This is a genomic window from Nostoc sp., assembly GCF_036917155.1.
Taxonomy (GTDB): Bacteria; Cyanobacteriota; Cyanobacteriia; order Cyanobacteriales; family Nostocaceae; genus Nostoc.
In genome coordinates this window covers 34,599-51,851 of sequence record NZ_JBALDZ010000025.1, presented here as the reverse complement: position 1 = coordinate 51,851, position 17,253 = coordinate 34,599, and the positions used below count along the sequence as shown (strand labels likewise).

Sequence of the window (17,253 nt, the reverse complement as noted above, 5' to 3'; positions counted from 1 at the left end):
CAGTCCCCAGTCCCCAGTCCCCAATCCCTAATTCAATTGAATTTTACCCGTGCATCAATACCTAATGAGCGGAGCTTTTTCGTTAGCGTTTCTGCTTGGGTGCGATCGCTAAATGCTCCAGCATTCACATAATCCCCTAGATTGGATTGCTCTGCTATAGCATTGGGTATATATTGCTGCACTTTACTTAGAGTATCATTATTGGAAATTGGAATTATTACTCTGTAAGGATTATTAGCTACTAATGTGTTGCCATTGGTAACAGGCACTACATATTCATTCGCAGGAGGTAATGCATAGCGATTAGTTTCAGCTAATACATAATCATTATTTTGAGTATAATTGCCGCCAGTTGAACCATTTAACCCCAACGCTTCCCAAGTTTGCCAATCTACATTTCCAGTCGAATTAATTCGAGAAGATTGCTGGAATGCAATCACAGATTGTCTGGTGTAATCGTTGAAAAGTCCATCAGGGTTAGTATTAGAGAAACCCAATTGCCCCAAACGCTCTTGAACTAATCTGACATTCTCTCCCTGATCGCCTAAAGTTAGATAATCTCTGCCCGATTGTTGAGTACCACCTGTGGAGGCTCTACGTACTGAGTCTAACACTTGGGCATTGGCGATGCCATCAACAGGTAGACGGTTATTTCGCTGGAATGCAATTACAGCTTCTCTAGTCATTGGGCCAACATTCCCAGTGGCATTAGCATTTAAATAACCTAGCTGCCGCAAATGCACTTGGAGTTCTCTCACTTGTTGAGTAGAGAGACTCGATTTAGCTAGAGTCGGAGAGGAACCCGCTAAGGCGTTCCAAGTTTGTCGATTGACAATCCCGCTAGCAGATATGCGATAATTCCGCTGGAATGCAATTACAGCATCTTTAGTAATTCGTCCAAAATTCCCGGTGGGATTAGCATTAAAGTAGCCTAACTGCCGTAGACGCTGTTGCAACCTTGTTACCGCTGCACCAGTTTTGCCTTGAGAGAGAGTAGGATATTGACCAACTGGCGATGCCTGGATTGGGCTTCGCCTAAGCAATGTGCTATTAGAAGTTCTACTCTGACATGCTCGTTGCAAGGCTCGTTGAGTACTAATACCCACAACTCCATCAGCAGTTATTCTATTGGCTTGCTGGAATTTGATCACAGCATTTTGAGTCAAGCTAGCAAACTTGCCACTCACCGGCCCGTTAAAGTAGCCTAATTTTTTTAAACACCTCTGGCTGCTGCCAACTTCAGGCCCATTACTTCCTATTTTCTGAAGTGCTAAAGCTTGCCCAGCAATACTCAGAAGCCCCGTAATCAGTGCCACAGATAAAAGACGTATCGCCGCACTGCTAGATAACTTTTTCCAATTCAAAAATTTGAAATTAGCTACGGTAGGAACAACCTTGACGCTTTCAGATGCCTCATATTCCAAGGCGATCTCAGTTAAATAGCTATCTAACCCTGTTTTCACTTGCTTTTTTCAAGTCATGGCTAAACAAGACTATACCACGTTCTCTGTATTATGCTTGTTTTTAGTATGATTCTTTACAATATAATCCCCAGTTCACTATGATACACAAACTTCTGTAAAGGGAATAATAACTGATGTAAAGCAAGGCTGGTTTTCTATTTGCCTGACAAAATTTTTGCTATACCCATTTGGGTTTTGAGCATGAACAACGCAGATAAATAGTGGATCTAGTCTTCTATTGATTTGGGGATGATATTCAACCTAATGCTCCACGGTATCTACAATATTCGCTTAGTCTTATTTTCCATTGCCATTGCCATGCTTACGGCTTACACCACACTTGATTTAGCGATCAGAGTCACAGACGCTAAATCGCAGGAAAGATGGCGATGGCTACTAGGGGGAGCGATCGCAATGGGAATCGGCATTTGGGCAATGCACTTTATTGCTATGCTGGCGTTCAGTCTACCGATTGCTATTGACTATGACTGGTTAACAGTTTTGATTTCGGTGCTACCTGCAATTTTTGCCTGTGGATTAGCCTTGTACCTAGTTAGCCAACCAGAATTTGGTATTTTGCAGTTGTTGAGTGGTAGCCTGCTGATGGGCGCAGGGATTAGTGCAATGCACTACATCGGTATGGCTGCTATTCGTTTACCAGCGAAAATGTCTTATGACTTGAGTATAGTTGCACTCTCCATTGCGATCGCCATTCTCATTTCCCTGGTTGCCCTCTGGGTGGGATTTAACCTCAGAGCTAATAGTACAGTCACAGGAAACTTTTTGAGGATTGGTAGTGCAATTCTTATGGGTGCTGCCATTCCCTCAATGCACTATACAGGCATGATGGCTACCCATTTTTCAGTCGTCGAATCGGTCAAGTTTTCAGCATTTGATAGTGCTACAACCTATTGGATCGCTGCGATGATCGGCTTATTTACATTACTTCTTCTAGGATGGACGCTGCTCACATCTTTTTTCAACAAAAAATTGAATGTTCAATTAGTCAAAACAGCTGATCTTAAAGAAAATGAAGAACGTCTCAAACAAGCCTTAGAAAAGCAAGAAGCGCTAGCTGCTCTAGCTGAATCTCGTTCTGTAGCTATGTTGGCACTTCAGAAAGCTCAATTACAATTTCTTCAAGCAGAAAAGATGTCGTCTTTGGGACAAATAGTAGGGGGAGTTGCTCATGAGATTAACAATCCTGCCAACTTCATTTATGGAAACCTATTTCATACGGAAATTTATCTGCGGGAACTCTTAGAATTAATCAATATCTATCAGCAACATTATCCCGATCCAGTGCTTGCAGTTCAAGAAAAAGTAGAGTCCATTGATTTACCATTTTTGCTAGAAGATTTACCTAAACTAATCGAATCAATCCAAACTGGAGCCAAGTGGATTAAAAATATTGTGGAATCCCTGCGTAACTTCTCTCGTCTAGACGAGGCACAATTGAAAGCTGTGGATATCCACGAAGGGCTTAATTCGACACTGCTGATTCTTCAGAACCGGATTAGTTATGCGCCTAACAATCGACCAGAAATTATTATAATTAAAGAATATGGTGATTTACCCCTAGTTAATTGTTATCCCGGACAGTTAAACCAAGTATTTTTCAATATATTGTCAAATGCCATTGATGTCTTAGAAGAAAAACTGATTAACTTAAAAATAGAGTCCAGTTTTACACCTTTAATTCGCATTAGAACATCTGTTCATCAAGTCGGTTGGGTCAACATTCAAATTTTCGACAATGGTTTTGGCATTAGTGAAGACATGCAAAATAAAATCTACGATCCATTTTTTACAACTAAACCAGTTGAACAAAGAACTGGATTGGGGTTATCAATTAGCCATCAGATTGTTGTTCAAACACATGGTGGTAAGCTAACCTGTATTTCTGCTAAGGGGCAAGGAACTACTTTTCAAATTGAGCTTCCAATTGATGTATTGATACATACTTCCTCTTTTCTAGGAAAGCAATCTCAAGTAGTTCCAGATGAAGCTATTAATAAGTAGGCATTTCTGATTTTTTCGGCTATCGTCCATCAACTTTTTCAGTATTACCTGCTTTTACCCAACCTTCTTGTTCGCTACCTTCCAAACGGATCTTTTGCCAGGATTTGTCGCTGCTTTCTTCCAAAATAATAATTTTTTGATTAAAACCAACCCCACCAATACGTTCAGCTTCTTGATTTGGTTGCGATCGCAAACTCAAGCCTTCGGCCCAACTCACACGCCCTCGGTAAGCTCCTGATGGCAATGGTTTTGGTGATGGAGTAGCCTTTGGTGATTCTGTGGGAGTAGGGGTTGGACTTGGAGACGATTGAGCCTGAGTTTCAGGTTTAAGGGTAGGTTTACCTCCTCTAGGCTCAGTTGCTTTTGGAGCTTGAGCTTTCACCGAGGGACTATCGTTGGAAAAAATGGGTTTGGCAGGGGCTATGCCGGTGCGATTCATGAAGTAGAGTGCAACTGCAACACCGCCACCGACTAACACAGCGATCGCTAAGAAAAACCCCAGTATAAACTTTGTGAAGCCAGACAACATAATTAAAACCTGATTATCAAGAGTCAAGGATAAAGGCGAGCCAGTCATCTGCGTATTTTCCTCCCATTGAGAGGAGTGGCGTTAAACTGGCTCTCAAGGGTTACAGCAAGTAACCCAGCCGATAAGAATCAATAGTCCATAATAATTCATCATTAACTATTGGCTATGGGCTTTTGACTCAATACTGTTAAGTTAAGGCTAAAATCCTTTTTTTAACGTAGACGCGGAGCGGCTTGCCGCAGGCTACCGCAAAGGACGCATTCGCGCAGCGTCTCGTAAGAGTTGGACGCAAAGGAAGAGAAGGAAGAGAAGCTTAACTGAACTGTATTGGCTTTTGACTAACTGATTATTGTAGCTACTGCTGAATAGACATCGACCAAATTTAAATATGCGTTATCCAGAACTCTTGTAGAGACGTAGCAGTGCTACGTCTCTACATTTTTTCTCCATCACGTAGTCCGCCGGAGGCGTTCGCTTAAAGGACTGTGTTTCGATGCTAAACGCGCTCTCCCAGCCGCCGCCCATTCTTGGAGTTGCTGAATTTGCTCTACAGCAGTTCGCGCCAAGGGTATGATCTGACTGGCTGCTTCTAAAATATCGTCGTTAGCAAAGTCGCGGTTTTGGCTAAATCCAATATGCATCGCTTCAATTAAAGTTTGCTCAATCTCTGCCCCAGAAAAATCAGGCGTTTCATAAGCTAGCCTGTCGATGTCATAACTTTTCAAGTTATGGGGACGCAATCGGGATAAATGAACATCGTAAATTGCTTTTCTCTCTTCTTGAGTGGGCAAACCCACAAAGAAAATTTCATCAAATCGCCCCTTACGGAGCATTTCTGGCGGTAAGGCTTGGATGTCGTTGGCGGTGGCAACGACAAACACAGGTGAGCTTTTTTCGGCTAACCAGTTAATAAAAGTACCAAACACACGGCTGGCTGTTCCGGCATCCCCTTTGCTACCAAGTCCCGCAAAGGCTTTATCTATTTCATCAATCCACAATATACAGGGAGCGAGGGCTTCAGCTACTTGGATCATTTGCCGAGTCCGAGATTCTGATTCACCCACCAAACCACCAAATAATCTGCCCACATCCAGACGTAGTAAGGGTAAATGCCAGTGATGAGCGATCGCTTTTGCTGTTAACGATTTACCAGTTCCCTGAATACCCACCAACATTAAACCACGGGGGTGTGGTAATCCGTACTGTCGCGCTTTATCTGTAAATGAGCCTCCCCGACGAATCAGCCAGTCTTTCAAGTTATCCAGTCCGCCAATATCAGATATTTGCTCAGTGGCAGGGTAGAAATCCAGGATTTGGGTTTGGCGGATAGTTTGGCGCTTTTCTTCCAAAACCAGATCCACGTCTTCTGGTTGCAATTCTCCGTGGGTGGCGATCGCTTTTGCCAAAACCCGGCGAATCCGTTCCATCGAAAGTCCTTGACAAGAGCGTACTAAGTCATCTAGAACTTTCCCAGAAAGGGAGTTACCAGTACTTTGCAGTAAGCGTTCCACCTCAGTTTTAATTTCTGGGGCGGCGGGTAAGGGGAACTCAACGACTGTCAGCACTTCCGTTAAGTCGTCAGGAATGGCGATGCGTGGTGATAGTAGGACAATATTTTTTGGTTGCGACTTCAGCAGTCGGGCGAGGTTGCGGAGTTTGCGAGCGATCGCTACATCATCTAAAAAGCGATGATAATCTCGGAGAATCAATACCGCAGGTGCGGAAGCTGGTAATTTTTCGATAAATTCTAAAGCTTGCAACGGGTTACGTCGCCCAAACCCAACATCATTGGGGTTTCCCTGGTAGCCATCGACAAAATCCCAAGTATACACTGGGCGATTACCCTGGTTGGTTGCTTCTTCCCGAATTGCTGCTTCTACTCGCTCCTCTTCATAAGTGGGAATATAAATCAAGGGATAGCGGGCACGTAACAACAGTTTAAACTCTTCACGGAAGTTCATATTTAGCTGTGGTTATTAGTTCTTCTCTCATTGTTCAGGTTTGTATCGCCTCTCACAACTAAAAAACCAACATCTACCAGCTCATAGCGGTTGCCAGTGCGATCGCTGGTTTTGACTTCAGCCAATTTTTTGAGTCTGAGAGGTTGTTTGAAAAGTCTAAATTAATACTAGTACAAGAAGGCAAAAGTAAAAAGAAATAATGCTTATTTTGTAAGCTTTCTGGCTATTTTAAATGGTTGGTTTATTTACGCCGTGTTGTACTAGCCCCGGCGATTAGAAATCGCGGCTATACAGACGAAACCCACCTCCGTGGGTTTGAAAGACCTAGTTTTTGGTTAGTCCGCGCAGGCGGACGAGAGTTTGTGTAGTAGCGAATTATATTCGTCCAAAACTTTTCAAACATCCTCCAAGCTAGGCAAATTGGTTGGGCGAAGTTCAAGAAACCTCTTACACTAGCCCACCGATTATAAAGTCTCGGATTTGATTTATACACGATGTCAGATTTGCCTCGCCATCCTTAATTTTTAGGATGTAACAGAGTTACTAGAACTTGGAAGTTCTGCTCAAATATTTCCAGTTTTCTTAAGTTTATTTGTCAAATATATATCAAATTGCTATTCAGAAAAGTATTAATTATTTAATTAATGATAACAATCTTTAAAACCTGAAAGTAACTAAGGTTTTGACAGTTTGCTTATATTGCCAAAATAAAACTGCAATTCCTAAGGGGGAATACTGATGTCTATGGACTACATGAGTAATAATTCCTTGTCTAATAGCGGTCTAAACATTAATTCTCTCCCTTCATATAATTACTTAAACCTCAACAATAACTACGACTTGAACTTCAATAGTTATAGTAGTTTTAACCAAGGGACAAGTTATTTAGAGACGGACATTAATCAGAATCAGCAGTTTACTTCGACTTCTCTTAGCACTAGTGGAACATATAACCCCATCTCCGGCTATGGCTTAATTGATGCCGCCTCAGCTGTGGCTCAAGCTGCTGGTCAAAATACCTTTTCTGACGTTCCTAATCTTGGTGCCAATAATTGGGGAGATAACCTGGTAAAAGCTCCAGAAGCTTGGGCAAAGGGATATACAGGTAAGGGTGTTGTCGTTGCCGTTCTGGATACTGGGGTAGATTATAATGATACACAGTTGAAAAATAATATCTGGACAAACCCCAATAATGATGCGGCACAAGGGTATGCTAATGATGTTCACGGATGGAACTTTGTGGACAACAATAATAATGTCCTAGACACATCCACAATTGGTCATGGCACTCATGTTTCTGGCATCATTGCTGGAGAAAACAACGGTTCTGGCATCACTGGTGTTGCTTATGATGCCAAGATTATGCCAGTCAAAGTTTTGGATAACTCTGGTGCTGGCACCGACACTACCATCACAGAAGGTATTTACTATGCCGTGAATCATGGAGCTAATGTAATTAACCTCAGTCTGGGTGGTGCTTATCCTAATACTGCTCTAGAGTCAGCTATTCAATATGCCAGTAGCAAAAATGTTGTTGTTGTCATGGCAGCTGGTAATGATAGTGCCAACACCCCCGATTATCCAGCAAGTTATGCCAAAAACTGGGGACTAACAGTAGGGGCGGTAGATCAAAATAACAACATAGCTGACTTCTCTAATCGTGCTGGATCTGATCCACTTGCCTACGTTACTGCACCTGGTGTGAATATTTCCTCTACAATTCCAGGTAATCAATATGCGACTTATAGTGGTACATCTATGGCAACACCTTTCGTTGCTGGTGTCGTCGCTCTCATGCTGAGTGCTAACCAAAACTTGACTGATGGTGAAGTCCGTCAGATTGTCACACAGACAGCACAGCATAGTACACAAACTGCAACCTCAGAAAATATTGCCAGCCCTACGCTCAACAGCATGATTGCCAGCACTAGCTTCAGTAGTCAACTTGTAGCCGAGAAGATGATTGAAATTTCTAGCTCAGAGGTTATGTCTATAATCAACAGTATGGTTACTAGCCCGATAATTGGAAGCAACAATATTTTAATTAACTCAGATATTCAGTCACAATCTTTGAGCAACGACCAGAAGACTTTTGACGATAGCAGTAGTAATGATAATACTGATGCTGAAAACATTAACCTACTGGAACAGTATAAAACAACTAGCCTGCGTAGGCAGGCTAAGTTAGTGTAGCCCCAGACTTCAGTCTGATGGAATTACCGAATTACTGTCCCGGAAGTTGCTTTTTCAGTGCTTCTAGAGAAGCCCAACGGTGATCAACTGGAGTTTCAGGACTATTAGAACTCTCAACTGTACTACTTACAGGAATACCTGGACAATTGCGATCACACAGTTGTCGTTGTGGTACTGCTAAGCACATCTGCTCATACAGCCACTCGTTGGGATAAAAATAACCATCGGGCGGTAAACTTTCCAGCAAATCTTCCATAACAACTTCTCTTTCTAAGGGCAAGTCATTTGACTGATTTGCAGTTTCGTCTAACCAGATGATTTCTTTCGTATCAAGCCCTAAACGTCGATTGTATTGCTGCAAACATCGGTTGCAGGTACAAGTAATAATTGCTTCTGCCTGACTGGACACTTCCAAGTAATTGCCATGATGCTGCACGCGCACGTGGCCGCGAACTGGCGTCAAGGTTTCCAGACCAGGCAGAAATTCATTAACCTGAACTTCCTCTGTCCGCTCCGGGGCTTGAGTTAGCTGCGGAATATAAATTGCGTCCATAGGATTTGTGAGATATCCTCACTAAAATTTATCTTTATTGTCAGTATAATTGCTGACAATACATCTTTATTTTATCTCTTAAGAACAAGAGAAATTCTGAAATTATATAGTTATGAGTTTTCAATTAACTCCAAACTCATAACTGCTAACTGCTAACTGCTAACTGCTAACTGCTAACTGCTAACTGCTAACTGCTAACTGCTAACTGCTAACTGCTAACTGCTAACTGCTAACTCCTAACTCCTAACTCCTAACTCCTAACTCCTAACTCCTAACTCCTAACTGCTAACTGCTAACTGCTAACTGCTAACTGCTAACTGCTAACTGCTAACTCCTAACTCCTAACTCCTAACTCCTAACTCCTAACTCATAACTCCTAACTCCTAACTCCTAACTCCTAACTCCTAACTTCTTCCAAGGAAGCTGGACGGACAACCAGATGACGATGGGGTTCTTTACCGCGACTGAAGGTTTCCAAATCTCCAAATTCCTTCAAGAAGGTATGGACTTGGCGGCGTTCAGCAGAACTAAGGGATTTGATTTCCACTTCTCTACCAGAAAAGCGCACTTCATCGGCTGCTGCTTCTGCTAATGCGCGAATTTCGGCTTCTCTTTTGACGCGGTAGCCATTCAACTCAATAGTGTAAGAGGCTTGTTCCTCTGGGGGTTGACTGAGGTTTAGAACCGAATTTGCTAGATACTGAATCGCATCTAGCACAGAACCATCAGCACCAATTAATACCTGGATTTGTTCTGAGGTTAAATTAGTTTGGTCAATTGTCAACCAGTAGTTATCTGGTTCTGGGGAATCACCATCTTGAGATTGGGCAGTTTCTAAATGACCCTGAATCTCAGATGGTATTCCAGTGAGTTCCAGCAGTGTTTTTAACCACTGCTGACCTCGCTGCATCCGAATGTTGCTCATGATCCCCCTGTAGCCTTTTTCTTGGCACTTTTTGGTTCAAATGGAAGTGCCTTTTGTTCTGTAACTGCGGCTTCTTTCTCCTGGGTTTCCACGATTTTTTGCAGTTCTTCTGGTAGAGGCTCGCGGGAGAGAAGATAAGTTTGTGCGGTTTGGAATATATTACCAATCACCATATACATCAGCACTCCAGCTGGCAGGGGGAAGAACAAAAACATCCCTGAAAAGATGACGGGGGTGATTTTGTTAACTGTATCCTGCTGCGGATTGCCACCACTGGAATTTTGCCCAGAAAGCATTTGGCTAACATAAAGGCTGATCCCAAAGAAGACGATCATGGCGACAATATCCCAGTGGATTGTGCCATCTGGATCTTGGGCGCCAACCCTGCCTAAGGCATCAATGAATAGAAAACCTTTTTCTGCTGCTAGTCCGGGAATTGTTCCTTGAATGCTAACTTCTCCCGGTTGCAAGGCTTCTACATTGCCTTCTGCATCAATTTTGATCCTATCTTCACCTTTGGTAATTTTCCAATCAGGAATCAGCTTATTTTCTGGGTGTTCTGCTAAAAGTGCCTGAAATGGTTTACCTTCAACAGTCTGATACTGTATCTTAGTTTGTTCACCCACCGCTAGTTTGTTTCCGCTGGGAAGGATGGCAGCTACTTTAACGTGTTCTCCATCCGCAACGTAAATATTTTGAGGAGCAGTCGCAAAGGCTTGCGGTTGAATTTGTTCGATTTGTTCTGCGGGAAGGATTTGCAGGTTAACGCTGTAGCTTGCACTTGCAAAAGGTGAACCCCGCAAAGTGGCAAACAGCGCTAACAAAACTGGCATTTGTACTAGTAATGGAAAACAGCCCGCTAAGGGATTGCCAAATTCTTTTTGAACATTGACCATTTCCTCTTGTTGCTTTTGCGGTTCATCCTTATAGCGCTCTTTGATTTCTGCCATCCGCTTCTGCATCAGAGGTTGTACAATTCGCATTTTCCGCATATTGCGAATTGAGCCAGCACTCAGGGGATAGAGCGCGAAGCGGACTATCAAGGTCAAAGCAACGATCGCTAATCCGTAGCTAGGCACTATACCATAGAAAAAATCTATGATTGGCAGCATCACGTTGTTCGAGAGAAAGCCGATACCAAAATCCATTATTCTGAATTCAACCTGAGGTACTGTAAACTGAATCTAATTTATCTAAATCATCATTTGTCGGCGACTATCTTTCGCTACGGATAGCCGCACATTTAAATGGGGAATTGGGCATTGGGCATTGGGCATTGGGCATTGGTTATTAATTCTTCTCCCTCATCCCCCTCATCTCCCTCATCTCCCTCATCTCCCTCATCTCCCTCTCTCCCTCATCACTTGTTGGCAGCGGCGATATATTCGGGATTTTTCGCGGCAATTCTTTCGTTGATGTAGTCATAGACTTCCCGAAAGTTGGGAATTGCACGTAATTCGAGACGACTGCCATTTTTTAGGGTGATGGCCATATCTCCCCAAAAGCCAAGGCCACGGGGGACTTTGACAATTTTGACAATTTCTGAATAAATTACGTCAGTGCGATCGCGCCCTTGCCAACCTCCAATCACCGTAATTCGGCGATCGGTAATGCGAAAACGCAGCCACAATGCCCTGACAATTGCCCCGACTGTTAATGGTATGCCAACAACAGTTAGTCCAATCAGCAGGTTGATAATTAAATCCCCAACGTGGGGGCCACCTTCATAATAAACATCTTCACGAATTCCCATCGAACACCTCAGCTTGTGCCAACAACTGCTCTAATTCTTGCAGAAATTGTGGGCTTACGCACTTAGATTCTGCTGCTGTGGGTTTGACAATGACCACTAGCCGCCATCCTGGTGATAATTTTGGTAGCAAATTGTGTAAGGCAGCAGTAATTTGCCGCTTGATTCGGTTGCGAACCACTGCCCTTTTGCTGACTTTCGTGCTTATGGAAATTCCAATCCGCGTGCTGGCAAGATGTGCCGATTCGTCAGTTGCTTGTGTAGTCTGATTGACAGTATCCAAAGAAGGTTTTGTTGAACATAAGGGCTTTAAGGCTCTTAATGTTAAATAAGAGCCATGACGCCGAATTCCTTCCCGGAAAACTGCCTGGAAATCCTTTCGGGATTTTAGCCGATTTGCTTTGGGCAAAGCCACAGATGCTCTTTTAGCTTGATATTCCCTAAACGCTCAGGCGGTGACGCCCTTTTCTTCTTCTCGCGCTAATCACGTTTCTGCCGTCTGGTGTCCGCATCCTAGCGCGAAAACCAGAAGTTCTTTTTCTCTTACGGCTAGTACCGCCCAGTGTTCTTTTCATACTCTTCTCCTCTTAGGTGATTTTTATAAAAACTCACAATCTCTAATTGTATCACTTCCTTAGGGAATTGGGAATTGCTGTTGTACTGAGCGACTCGTGCCGAGCAGAACCGAGGTAAGCCGAAGTATTGGCAATTAGTTATTCTTTCTCCCTTATCTCCCTCTGCTCCCTCTTCTCCCCACTCCTAATTGATGCTGATAATCCAACTTCCAATGTAACGCAGTAGTGGCACATCACCAGGGGAGAGAACTTGACAGTTAAAATAGTAAACTCCACCGAAGGATGGGTTTTGTACGTTAGATAAAACTAACTCAACCTTAGTACCTGCTGGCACCGGCTCTTCGGGAAAAATATTAATCAGCTTACCTTCTTTGTCCCACTTCACCTCAGAAAGCTTAACGGCTTTGTCTTTAACTCGGACTTCAATGTTTTTCGGGTCAAAAGTTCCTTTGTAATAATCAGGGTAGGTAATGGCAAATTGACCAACTGCCAATTTCATTTTTTGGGCTGGAATCCTCAATATGTATCGATCCCAAGCATTAGCTTGTCCGCCAAAATCTAACCGAAAAGGCAGCTGATTCTCGCCTTTGATGCCGCTAAACAGCGTTAATCCAGGTAAGCTTTGCGCCCAAGTTAGGGCTGGTAATCCAGTAACCAAAAAACTAGTCACGGCTAAAGCAGAAAGTAAACGTCGCATAATCGGGCTTCCTCTTACCAAAAGATAAATCTGTTATCTCAAATAACTGTGTGTTAGTATTCTTTACTAAACTTTACTACTGACTTCCTGACAATGGACGTTTAATTGTAATAAAAAGTGCCATTTTCTCCAAAGTTTGACTAACAGTAAAATTACTTAGTATTAAATTAACGCGTGACATTAAATTTACTTTATTACCCTTGTAAATTCTTGATTTGATTAGTTTAGTTGGTCTAAATTTGTACTAGATAGAAACACAGTTGGGATTAGATTGTATTTCTAAATATGTATAAGTGTATCTAAATTTGATAATTTTGTTATAAAAATTGAGCCGCGCCATCAGCGATCGCCAGTTAAGTTGAGATAGATTGATTAAAATAAGTTGGAATGAAAGTCGTAATCATTAAAATTTGATTGGGAAATTATCAAGCTTTCAAAATTCGGTCAATATTACTCTATAAGAAAGGAATACCAAAATTTCTCAATCCCGAAAACAAGCTAAAGATAAAGATGCAAAATGTGGGAATCAATTTAGGATGTGCAATACGTAACCCTGTTTGCAACTATCTGAAAATATGACATCTGCAAACGGCAAAGTGAGGCTTTGCCTAAAGAGCTAAGAGTGGGAGAGGAAAGATTCAAGGTTCAATCTACAAGTAAAATTCATGGTTGATGTTGCTGCCTAAGTACTATGAGCGCAAGACACCCATCGTCTGGACAATCACTTACTTGGCAGGGATTAAGTATTTATCTTCAGGAGATTTCATGAGAATAGCTGTTGCTAAAGAAATTGAAGTTTGTGAACGTCGTGTGGCATTAATTCCTGACACCGTTGCCCGATTGGTAAAACAAGGTTTGGAAGTGTGGGTAGAAACAGGTGCAGGAGAGCGATCTTTTTTTAGCGATCCTGACTATGAAGCAGCAGGAGCCACAATCATCAGCGATACTGCCAAATTATGGGGCGAAACAGATATTTTGCTGAAAGTCAGTCCACCACAAGAACGAGAAAATGGACGCTCAGAAATTGATTTGTTAAAGGAGGGGGCTGTTTTAGTCAGCTTCCTCAATCCCTTAGGAAATCCCGTTGTAGCACAGCAACTAGCAAATCGGAAAGTCACAGCCTTGAGTATGGAGATGATTCCCCGTACCACCAGGGCGCAAAGTATGGATGCTTTGTCTTCGCAAGCCTCATTAGCAGGTTACAAGGCAGTATTAATTGCGGCAGCTGCATTACCGAAATATTTCCCGATGTTAACCACAGCCGCAGGCACGATCGCACCAGCGAAAGTATTTATTATGGGTGCTGGTGTAGCTGGATTGCAAGCGATCGCCACTGCCAGACGTTTGGGAGCAGTAGTAGAAGCCTTTGATATCCGTCCTGCTGTTAAAGAAGAAGTGCAAAGCTTAGGGGCAAAATTCGTTGAAGTCAAATTAGACGAAGAAACCGTCGCCGCAGGTGGTTACGCCAAGGAAATTTCTGAGGCTAGCAAACAACGTACTCAAGAAGTTGTCGCCGAACACATTAAGAATTCTGATGTGGTGATTACTACTGCTCAAGTACCTGGGAGACAAGCACCACGACTCGTTACAGAAGAAATGGTGGCACAGATGAAACCCGGTTCAGTGATTGTAGATTTGGCCGCTGAACAAGGTGGTAACTGCGCCTGCACCGAACCCGGCAAAGATATTGTGTGGAATGGCGTAACAATTATCGGCCCCATCAATCTCCCATCATCGATGCCAATTCATGCCAGCCAATTGTATGCCAAGAACGTAACATCGTTGATGCAACTGCTAATTAAAGACAAAGCTTTGCAGGTGGACTTTAGCGACGACATCGTTGATGCAGCTTGCGTTACCCACGCTGGTGAAATTCGCAATCAACGAGTGCGGGATGCGTTACAGGCTTTGAATACTCAACAACCGGCAGTTAATTAGGGAGATAAGGAGGATGAGGGAGTAGGGGGAGATGAGGGAGATGAGGGAGATGAACCAATGCCCAATGCCCATTCCCATTTACATTAAGGAGTTTTGATTTCATGACAGAGGCATTACTTGCTGCTTTGTTTGTATTTGTTTTGGCATCTTTTATTGGCTTTGAAGTCATTAACAAAATACCACCGACTCTACACACGCCTTTAATGTCAGGCTCAAACGCGATTTCTGGCATTTCGGTACTTGGAGCAATAGTTGCTGCTGGTGCTAGAGAAACGAATGTGTCAGTAATTCTTGGTTTGATTGCTGTGGTATTAGCAACAGTCAACGTTGTGGGTGGTTTTTTAGTGACAGACAGAATGTTGCAAATGTTCAAGAAGAAGGAGATTAAGGCGTGAGCGACTTTTTACCAACTGGCATTCAGCTGACGTACTTAGTCGCTGCATCGTTATTCATTCTGGGCTTGAAAAAGCTGGGATCGCCCGCTACAGCGAGAAATGGTAATATTGTAGCGGCTGTGGGGATGCTACTAGCAATTGTGGCAACAATGCTCGATCAGCATGTGTTGAACTACGAGATGATATTGTTGGGCTTGGCAATTGGATCGCTCATTGGTGCGATCGTTGCCTACAAAGTCCAAATGACCGAAATGCCCCAAATGGTGGGTTTACTCAACGGTTTGGGCGGTGCGGCTTCGGCATTAGTCGCCGTTGCCGAATTCTGGCGGTTATTGGATAGTTCTCAGGCGATACCTCTTGATGTCAACATTTCCATGCTATTGGATGTGTTAATCGGTGGTGTTACCTTCACCGGTAGTTTTCTCGCCTTTGCCAAATTGCAAGGTTTAATTAGCGGTTCCCCGATTACATTTCCTTTCCAGCAACCATTTAACCTCTTGCTTCTGGGTGCTTATATAGTAGGCAGTGCCTATTTAATCATCACACCAGATAGCTTACCCATATTCTTGGGAGTGGTTGGTGTTTCATTGGTGCTAGGCGTGATGTTCGTCATCCCCATTGGTGGCGGCGATATGCCAGTGGTAATCTCGCTGTTGAACTCGTTGTCAGGTGTGGCGGCGGCGGCGGCTGGGTTCGTGGTGATGAACAATATGTTAATCATCGCTGGTGCTTTAGTAGGAGCATCTGGCTTAATCCTCACCGAGATTATGTGTAAGGCGATGAACCGCTCTTTATTTAGTGTGCTGTTCAGCGCTTTTGGTACTGGTTCTAGTTCTGGTGGTGCTGCTGCTAGTGGTGGTGCAATTGATCAAACTGTCCGCAGTATTGATCCTGAAGAAGGGGCGATGATGTTGGGTTATGCCCGTTCTGTGGTAATTGTGCCTGGTTATGGTATGGCAGTTGCCCAAGCGCAACATAGCGTCCGTGAATTGTCGGATCAGTTGGAACGGATGGGTGTTGATGTTAAGTATGCCATTCACCCCGTTGCTGGGAGAATGCCGGGGCACATGAATGTGTTGCTGGCGGAGGCAAATGTGCCTTATACGCAGTTGTACGATATGGATGATATTAATCCCCAGTTTGAGCAAGCGGATGTGGCTTTAGTAATTGGGGCAAATGATGTGGTAAATCCGGCGGCGCGGAGTGATACAAATAGCCCGATTTATGGTATGCCGATTTTGGAAGTAGATCGGGCGAAACAGACGATTGTAATTAAGCGCGGTATGAGTACGGGTTTTGCCGGTGTAGATAATGAGTTGTTCTACAAGGATAAAACGACGATGCTTTTTGGTGGTGCTAAAGATATGGTGTCAAAGTTGGTTTCGGAAGTGAAGCAACTTTAAGAGAAACGAACCGCGAAGGCGCAAAGGGCGCGAAGGAAAGAGAGAATTAGAGAGTTGGCTTGCCTTGGGGGTATGATGCTTCTAGGGCAATTTCTTTAATAAACTGTGTAAGTATTCAATACTTTCTCCAGTTAGATAAGTCCTTGTTATTTTGTGACAACACTATCTAGAAGCTCTTGGGATTAAACTTTAAACCACGACGCACAACACCAGATGCAAACATCTCCGGCGTTACTTCTGAGCAATCTGAAAGGTTAATATCTTCATCCTTCATAGCATCCAACCGTTCCCAATCAGTCTGCGATTTGTTGGAAATATCTGATTTCTTCATTTTTTGTTGACTTCCTTGCAGAAATTATACGTATCAGGTTGTCTCGTTCAGTATGGACAACAGCAATAACCCGTCCCTCAATTAATCCAAATGTAATAAAACGCTCTTCTCCATAATTAAAACGATCATCTTTAACCGTTACCGTGTCACCCTCAAATACTTCTTCCACATCAATAAAGTCGATTCCATGCTTATGGATATTGGCAAGTCTTTTATTTTCATCCTATTCAAACTCCATAATTCCCTTGTAACTACAAATTGTAGTTACATATAATCGAAATGGTAAGCGTTTGAAAACATTTTTAAAGAGAACTCAATATAAACATCAGGGTGACTGAATCATTGAAAAGCGATCGCCTGCAAAATTTCCATTGTGCGTAGGCGTTCGCGTAGCGTCTCGTAGAGAAGCCAGCCGAAGGCATCGCTCTCTCCTTCCTCTGTGTTCTCTGCGTCTCTGTGGTTCGTTAAAAAAAGCGTAGGCGTTCGCGGAGCGTCTCCTAGAGAAGGCATCGCCTGCA

General features: G+C 43.2%; 19 protein-coding genes. 5 read left to right on the top strand and 14 right to left on the bottom strand.

The features are described 5' to 3' along the window. Positions 1–32: 32 nt before the first annotated feature. Entirely contained in the window at positions 33–1,463 is a 1,431-nt protein-coding gene (locus tag V7K67_RS04030) for a peptidoglycan-binding domain-containing protein (protein ID WP_335165327.1), read from the bottom strand. 264 nt (positions 1,464–1,727) lie between these two features. Here V7K67_RS04030 and V7K67_RS04025 point away from each other — a divergent pair, with 264 nt between their 5' ends. After that, positions 1,728–3,485, top strand: a complete 1,758-nt coding sequence (locus V7K67_RS04025) for an MHYT domain-containing protein (protein WP_335165325.1) — start codon at positions 1,728–1,730, stop codon at positions 3,483–3,485. Between the two features lie 19 nt (positions 3,486–3,504). Here the strand turns inward: V7K67_RS04025 and V7K67_RS04020 are convergent, their stop codons facing one another. From V7K67_RS04020 to V7K67_RS04010, 3 genes are all read right to left on the bottom strand, one after another. Then, positions 3,505–4,014, bottom strand: coding sequence for an SH3 domain-containing protein (locus V7K67_RS04020; protein WP_334707514.1), 510 nt, complete (start codon positions 4,012–4,014; stop codon positions 3,505–3,507). Positions 4,015–4,463: 449 nt separating this feature from the next. Next, the gene (locus V7K67_RS04015; RefSeq protein WP_334729189.1) at positions 4,464–5,975 is read right to left on the bottom strand and encodes an AAA family ATPase; all 1,512 of its coding nucleotides are present in this window, start codon (positions 5,973–5,975) and stop codon (positions 4,464–4,466) included. 2 nt (positions 5,976–5,977) lie between these two features. Beyond that, a complete protein-coding gene (locus V7K67_RS04010) occupies positions 5,978–6,100 on the bottom strand; it encodes a hypothetical protein (RefSeq protein ID WP_334707512.1) in 123 nt (40 codons plus the stop codon). Positions 6,101–6,713: 613 nt separating this feature from the next. Between V7K67_RS04010 and V7K67_RS04005 the strand changes: the two genes are divergently transcribed. Next, positions 6,714–8,168 (top strand): S8 family serine peptidase, encoded by a 1,455-nt coding sequence (locus V7K67_RS04005; protein WP_334707511.1) that lies wholly within the window; start codon positions 6,714–6,716, stop codon positions 8,166–8,168. A gap of 31 nt (positions 8,169–8,199) precedes the next feature. Here V7K67_RS04005 and V7K67_RS04000 read toward each other — a convergent pair whose 3' ends face one another. From V7K67_RS04000 to V7K67_RS03970, 7 genes are all read right to left on the bottom strand, one after another. Continuing rightward, a complete protein-coding gene (locus tag V7K67_RS04000; RefSeq protein WP_334707510.1) occupies positions 8,200–8,721 on the bottom strand; it encodes a YceD family protein in 522 nt (173 codons plus the stop codon). A gap of 397 nt (positions 8,722–9,118) precedes the next feature. Then, on the bottom strand, positions 9,119–9,646 hold the full coding sequence (locus tag V7K67_RS03995; protein ID WP_334729190.1) for a Jag family protein: 528 nt from the start codon (positions 9,644–9,646) through the stop codon (positions 9,119–9,121). Beyond that, complete coding sequence (gene yidC / locus V7K67_RS03990) at positions 9,643–10,794, bottom strand: membrane protein insertase YidC (RefSeq protein WP_334707509.1); 1,152 nt, start codon at positions 10,792–10,794, stop codon at positions 9,643–9,645. The genes V7K67_RS03995 and yidC overlap by 4 nt, the downstream gene beginning before the upstream one ends. A 212-nt stretch (positions 10,795–11,006) precedes the next feature. Further along, positions 11,007–11,399, bottom strand: coding sequence for a PH domain-containing protein (locus V7K67_RS03985; protein WP_334707507.1), 393 nt, complete (start codon positions 11,397–11,399; stop codon positions 11,007–11,009). Then, positions 11,386–11,811, bottom strand: coding sequence for a ribonuclease P protein component (rnpA, locus tag V7K67_RS03980; protein ID WP_334707506.1), 426 nt, complete (start codon positions 11,809–11,811; stop codon positions 11,386–11,388). The genes V7K67_RS03985 and rnpA overlap by 14 nt, the downstream gene beginning before the upstream one ends. 25 nt (positions 11,812–11,836) lie before the next feature. Beyond that, positions 11,837–11,971 carry a 50S ribosomal protein L34 gene (gene rpmH / locus V7K67_RS03975; RefSeq protein WP_094327629.1) on the bottom strand — a complete coding sequence of 45 codons (135 nt, stop codon included), beginning with the start codon at positions 11,969–11,971 and terminating at the stop codon, positions 11,837–11,839. Between the two features lie 184 nt (positions 11,972–12,155). Next, positions 12,156–12,668, bottom strand: a complete 513-nt coding sequence (locus V7K67_RS03970; RefSeq protein ID WP_334707505.1) for a DUF2808 domain-containing protein — start codon at positions 12,666–12,668, stop codon at positions 12,156–12,158. Between the two features lie 765 nt (positions 12,669–13,433). On the opposite strand from V7K67_RS03970, the gene V7K67_RS03965 reads away from it, so the two are divergent. From V7K67_RS03965 to V7K67_RS03955, 3 genes are all read left to right on the top strand, one after another. Beyond that, positions 13,434–14,606 carry a Re/Si-specific NAD(P)(+) transhydrogenase subunit alpha gene (locus V7K67_RS03965; protein ID WP_335056681.1) on the top strand — a complete coding sequence of 391 codons (1,173 nt, stop codon included), beginning with the start codon at positions 13,434–13,436 and terminating at the stop codon, positions 14,604–14,606. Between the two features lie 101 nt (positions 14,607–14,707). Next, complete coding sequence (locus V7K67_RS03960) at positions 14,708–15,001, top strand: NAD(P) transhydrogenase subunit alpha (RefSeq protein WP_179066403.1); 294 nt, start codon at positions 14,708–14,710, stop codon at positions 14,999–15,001. After that, entirely contained in the window at positions 14,998–16,404 is a 1,407-nt protein-coding gene (locus tag V7K67_RS03955) for an NAD(P)(+) transhydrogenase (Re/Si-specific) subunit beta (RefSeq protein ID WP_334729192.1), read from the top strand. Before V7K67_RS03960 ends, V7K67_RS03955 begins: the two co-directional genes overlap by 4 nt. 166 nt (positions 16,405–16,570) lie before the next feature. Here the strand turns inward: V7K67_RS03955 and V7K67_RS03950 are convergent, their stop codons facing one another. The 3 genes from V7K67_RS03950 to V7K67_RS03940 form a co-directional block, all read right to left on the bottom strand. Next, positions 16,571–16,735, bottom strand: coding sequence for a hypothetical protein (locus tag V7K67_RS03950; RefSeq protein ID WP_334729272.1), 165 nt, complete (start codon positions 16,733–16,735; stop codon positions 16,571–16,573). Next, the gene (locus tag V7K67_RS03945; protein WP_262985784.1) at positions 16,698–16,904 is read right to left on the bottom strand and encodes a BrnT family toxin; all 207 of its coding nucleotides are present in this window, start codon (positions 16,902–16,904) and stop codon (positions 16,698–16,700) included. The genes V7K67_RS03950 and V7K67_RS03945 overlap by 38 nt, the downstream gene beginning before the upstream one ends. A 170-nt stretch (positions 16,905–17,074) precedes the next feature. Further along, entirely contained in the window at positions 17,075–17,245 is a 171-nt protein-coding gene (locus V7K67_RS03940) for a hypothetical protein (RefSeq protein ID WP_334729193.1), read from the bottom strand. Positions 17,246–17,253 lie beyond the last annotated feature (8 nt).

Bases quoted from the DNA above. Each gene is read 5' to 3' on its own strand.
- V7K67_RS03995 (WP_334729190.1), bottom strand. From the start codon at position 9,646: ATGAGCAACATTCGGATGCAGCGAGGTCAGCAGTGGTTAAAAACACTG.
- V7K67_RS03960 (WP_179066403.1), top strand. From the start codon at position 14,708: ATGACAGAGGCATTACTTGCTGCTTTGTTTGTATTTGTTTTGGCATCT.
- rpmH (WP_094327629.1), bottom strand. From the start codon at position 11,971: ATGAAAAGAACACTGGGCGGTACTAGCCGTAAGAGAAAAAGAACTTCT.
- V7K67_RS03985 (WP_334707507.1), bottom strand. From the start codon at position 11,399: ATGGGAATTCGTGAAGATGTTTATTATGAAGGTGGCCCCCACGTTGGG.
- V7K67_RS03950 (WP_334729272.1), bottom strand. From the start codon at position 16,735: ATGAAGAAATCAGATATTTCCAACAAATCGCAGACTGATTGGGAACGG.
- V7K67_RS04015 (WP_334729189.1), bottom strand. From the start codon at position 5,975: ATGAACTTCCGTGAAGAGTTTAAACTGTTGTTACGTGCCCGCTATCCC.
- V7K67_RS04005 (WP_334707511.1), top strand. From the start codon at position 6,714: ATGTCTATGGACTACATGAGTAATAATTCCTTGTCTAATAGCGGTCTA.
- yidC (WP_334707509.1), bottom strand. From the start codon at position 10,794: ATGGATTTTGGTATCGGCTTTCTCTCGAACAACGTGATGCTGCCAATC.
- V7K67_RS03965 (WP_335056681.1), top strand. From the start codon at position 13,434: ATGAGAATAGCTGTTGCTAAAGAAATTGAAGTTTGTGAACGTCGTGTG.
- V7K67_RS04025 (WP_335165325.1), top strand. From the start codon at position 1,728: ATGCTCCACGGTATCTACAATATTCGCTTAGTCTTATTTTCCATTGCC.
- V7K67_RS04020 (WP_334707514.1), bottom strand. From the start codon at position 4,014: ATGTTGTCTGGCTTCACAAAGTTTATACTGGGGTTTTTCTTAGCGATC.
- V7K67_RS04000 (WP_334707510.1), bottom strand. From the start codon at position 8,721: ATGGACGCAATTTATATTCCGCAGCTAACTCAAGCCCCGGAGCGGACA.
- V7K67_RS03940 (WP_334729193.1), bottom strand. From the start codon at position 17,245: ATGCCTTCTCTAGGAGACGCTCCGCGAACGCCTACGCTTTTTTTAACG.
- V7K67_RS03970 (WP_334707505.1), bottom strand. From the start codon at position 12,668: ATGCGACGTTTACTTTCTGCTTTAGCCGTGACTAGTTTTTTGGTTACT.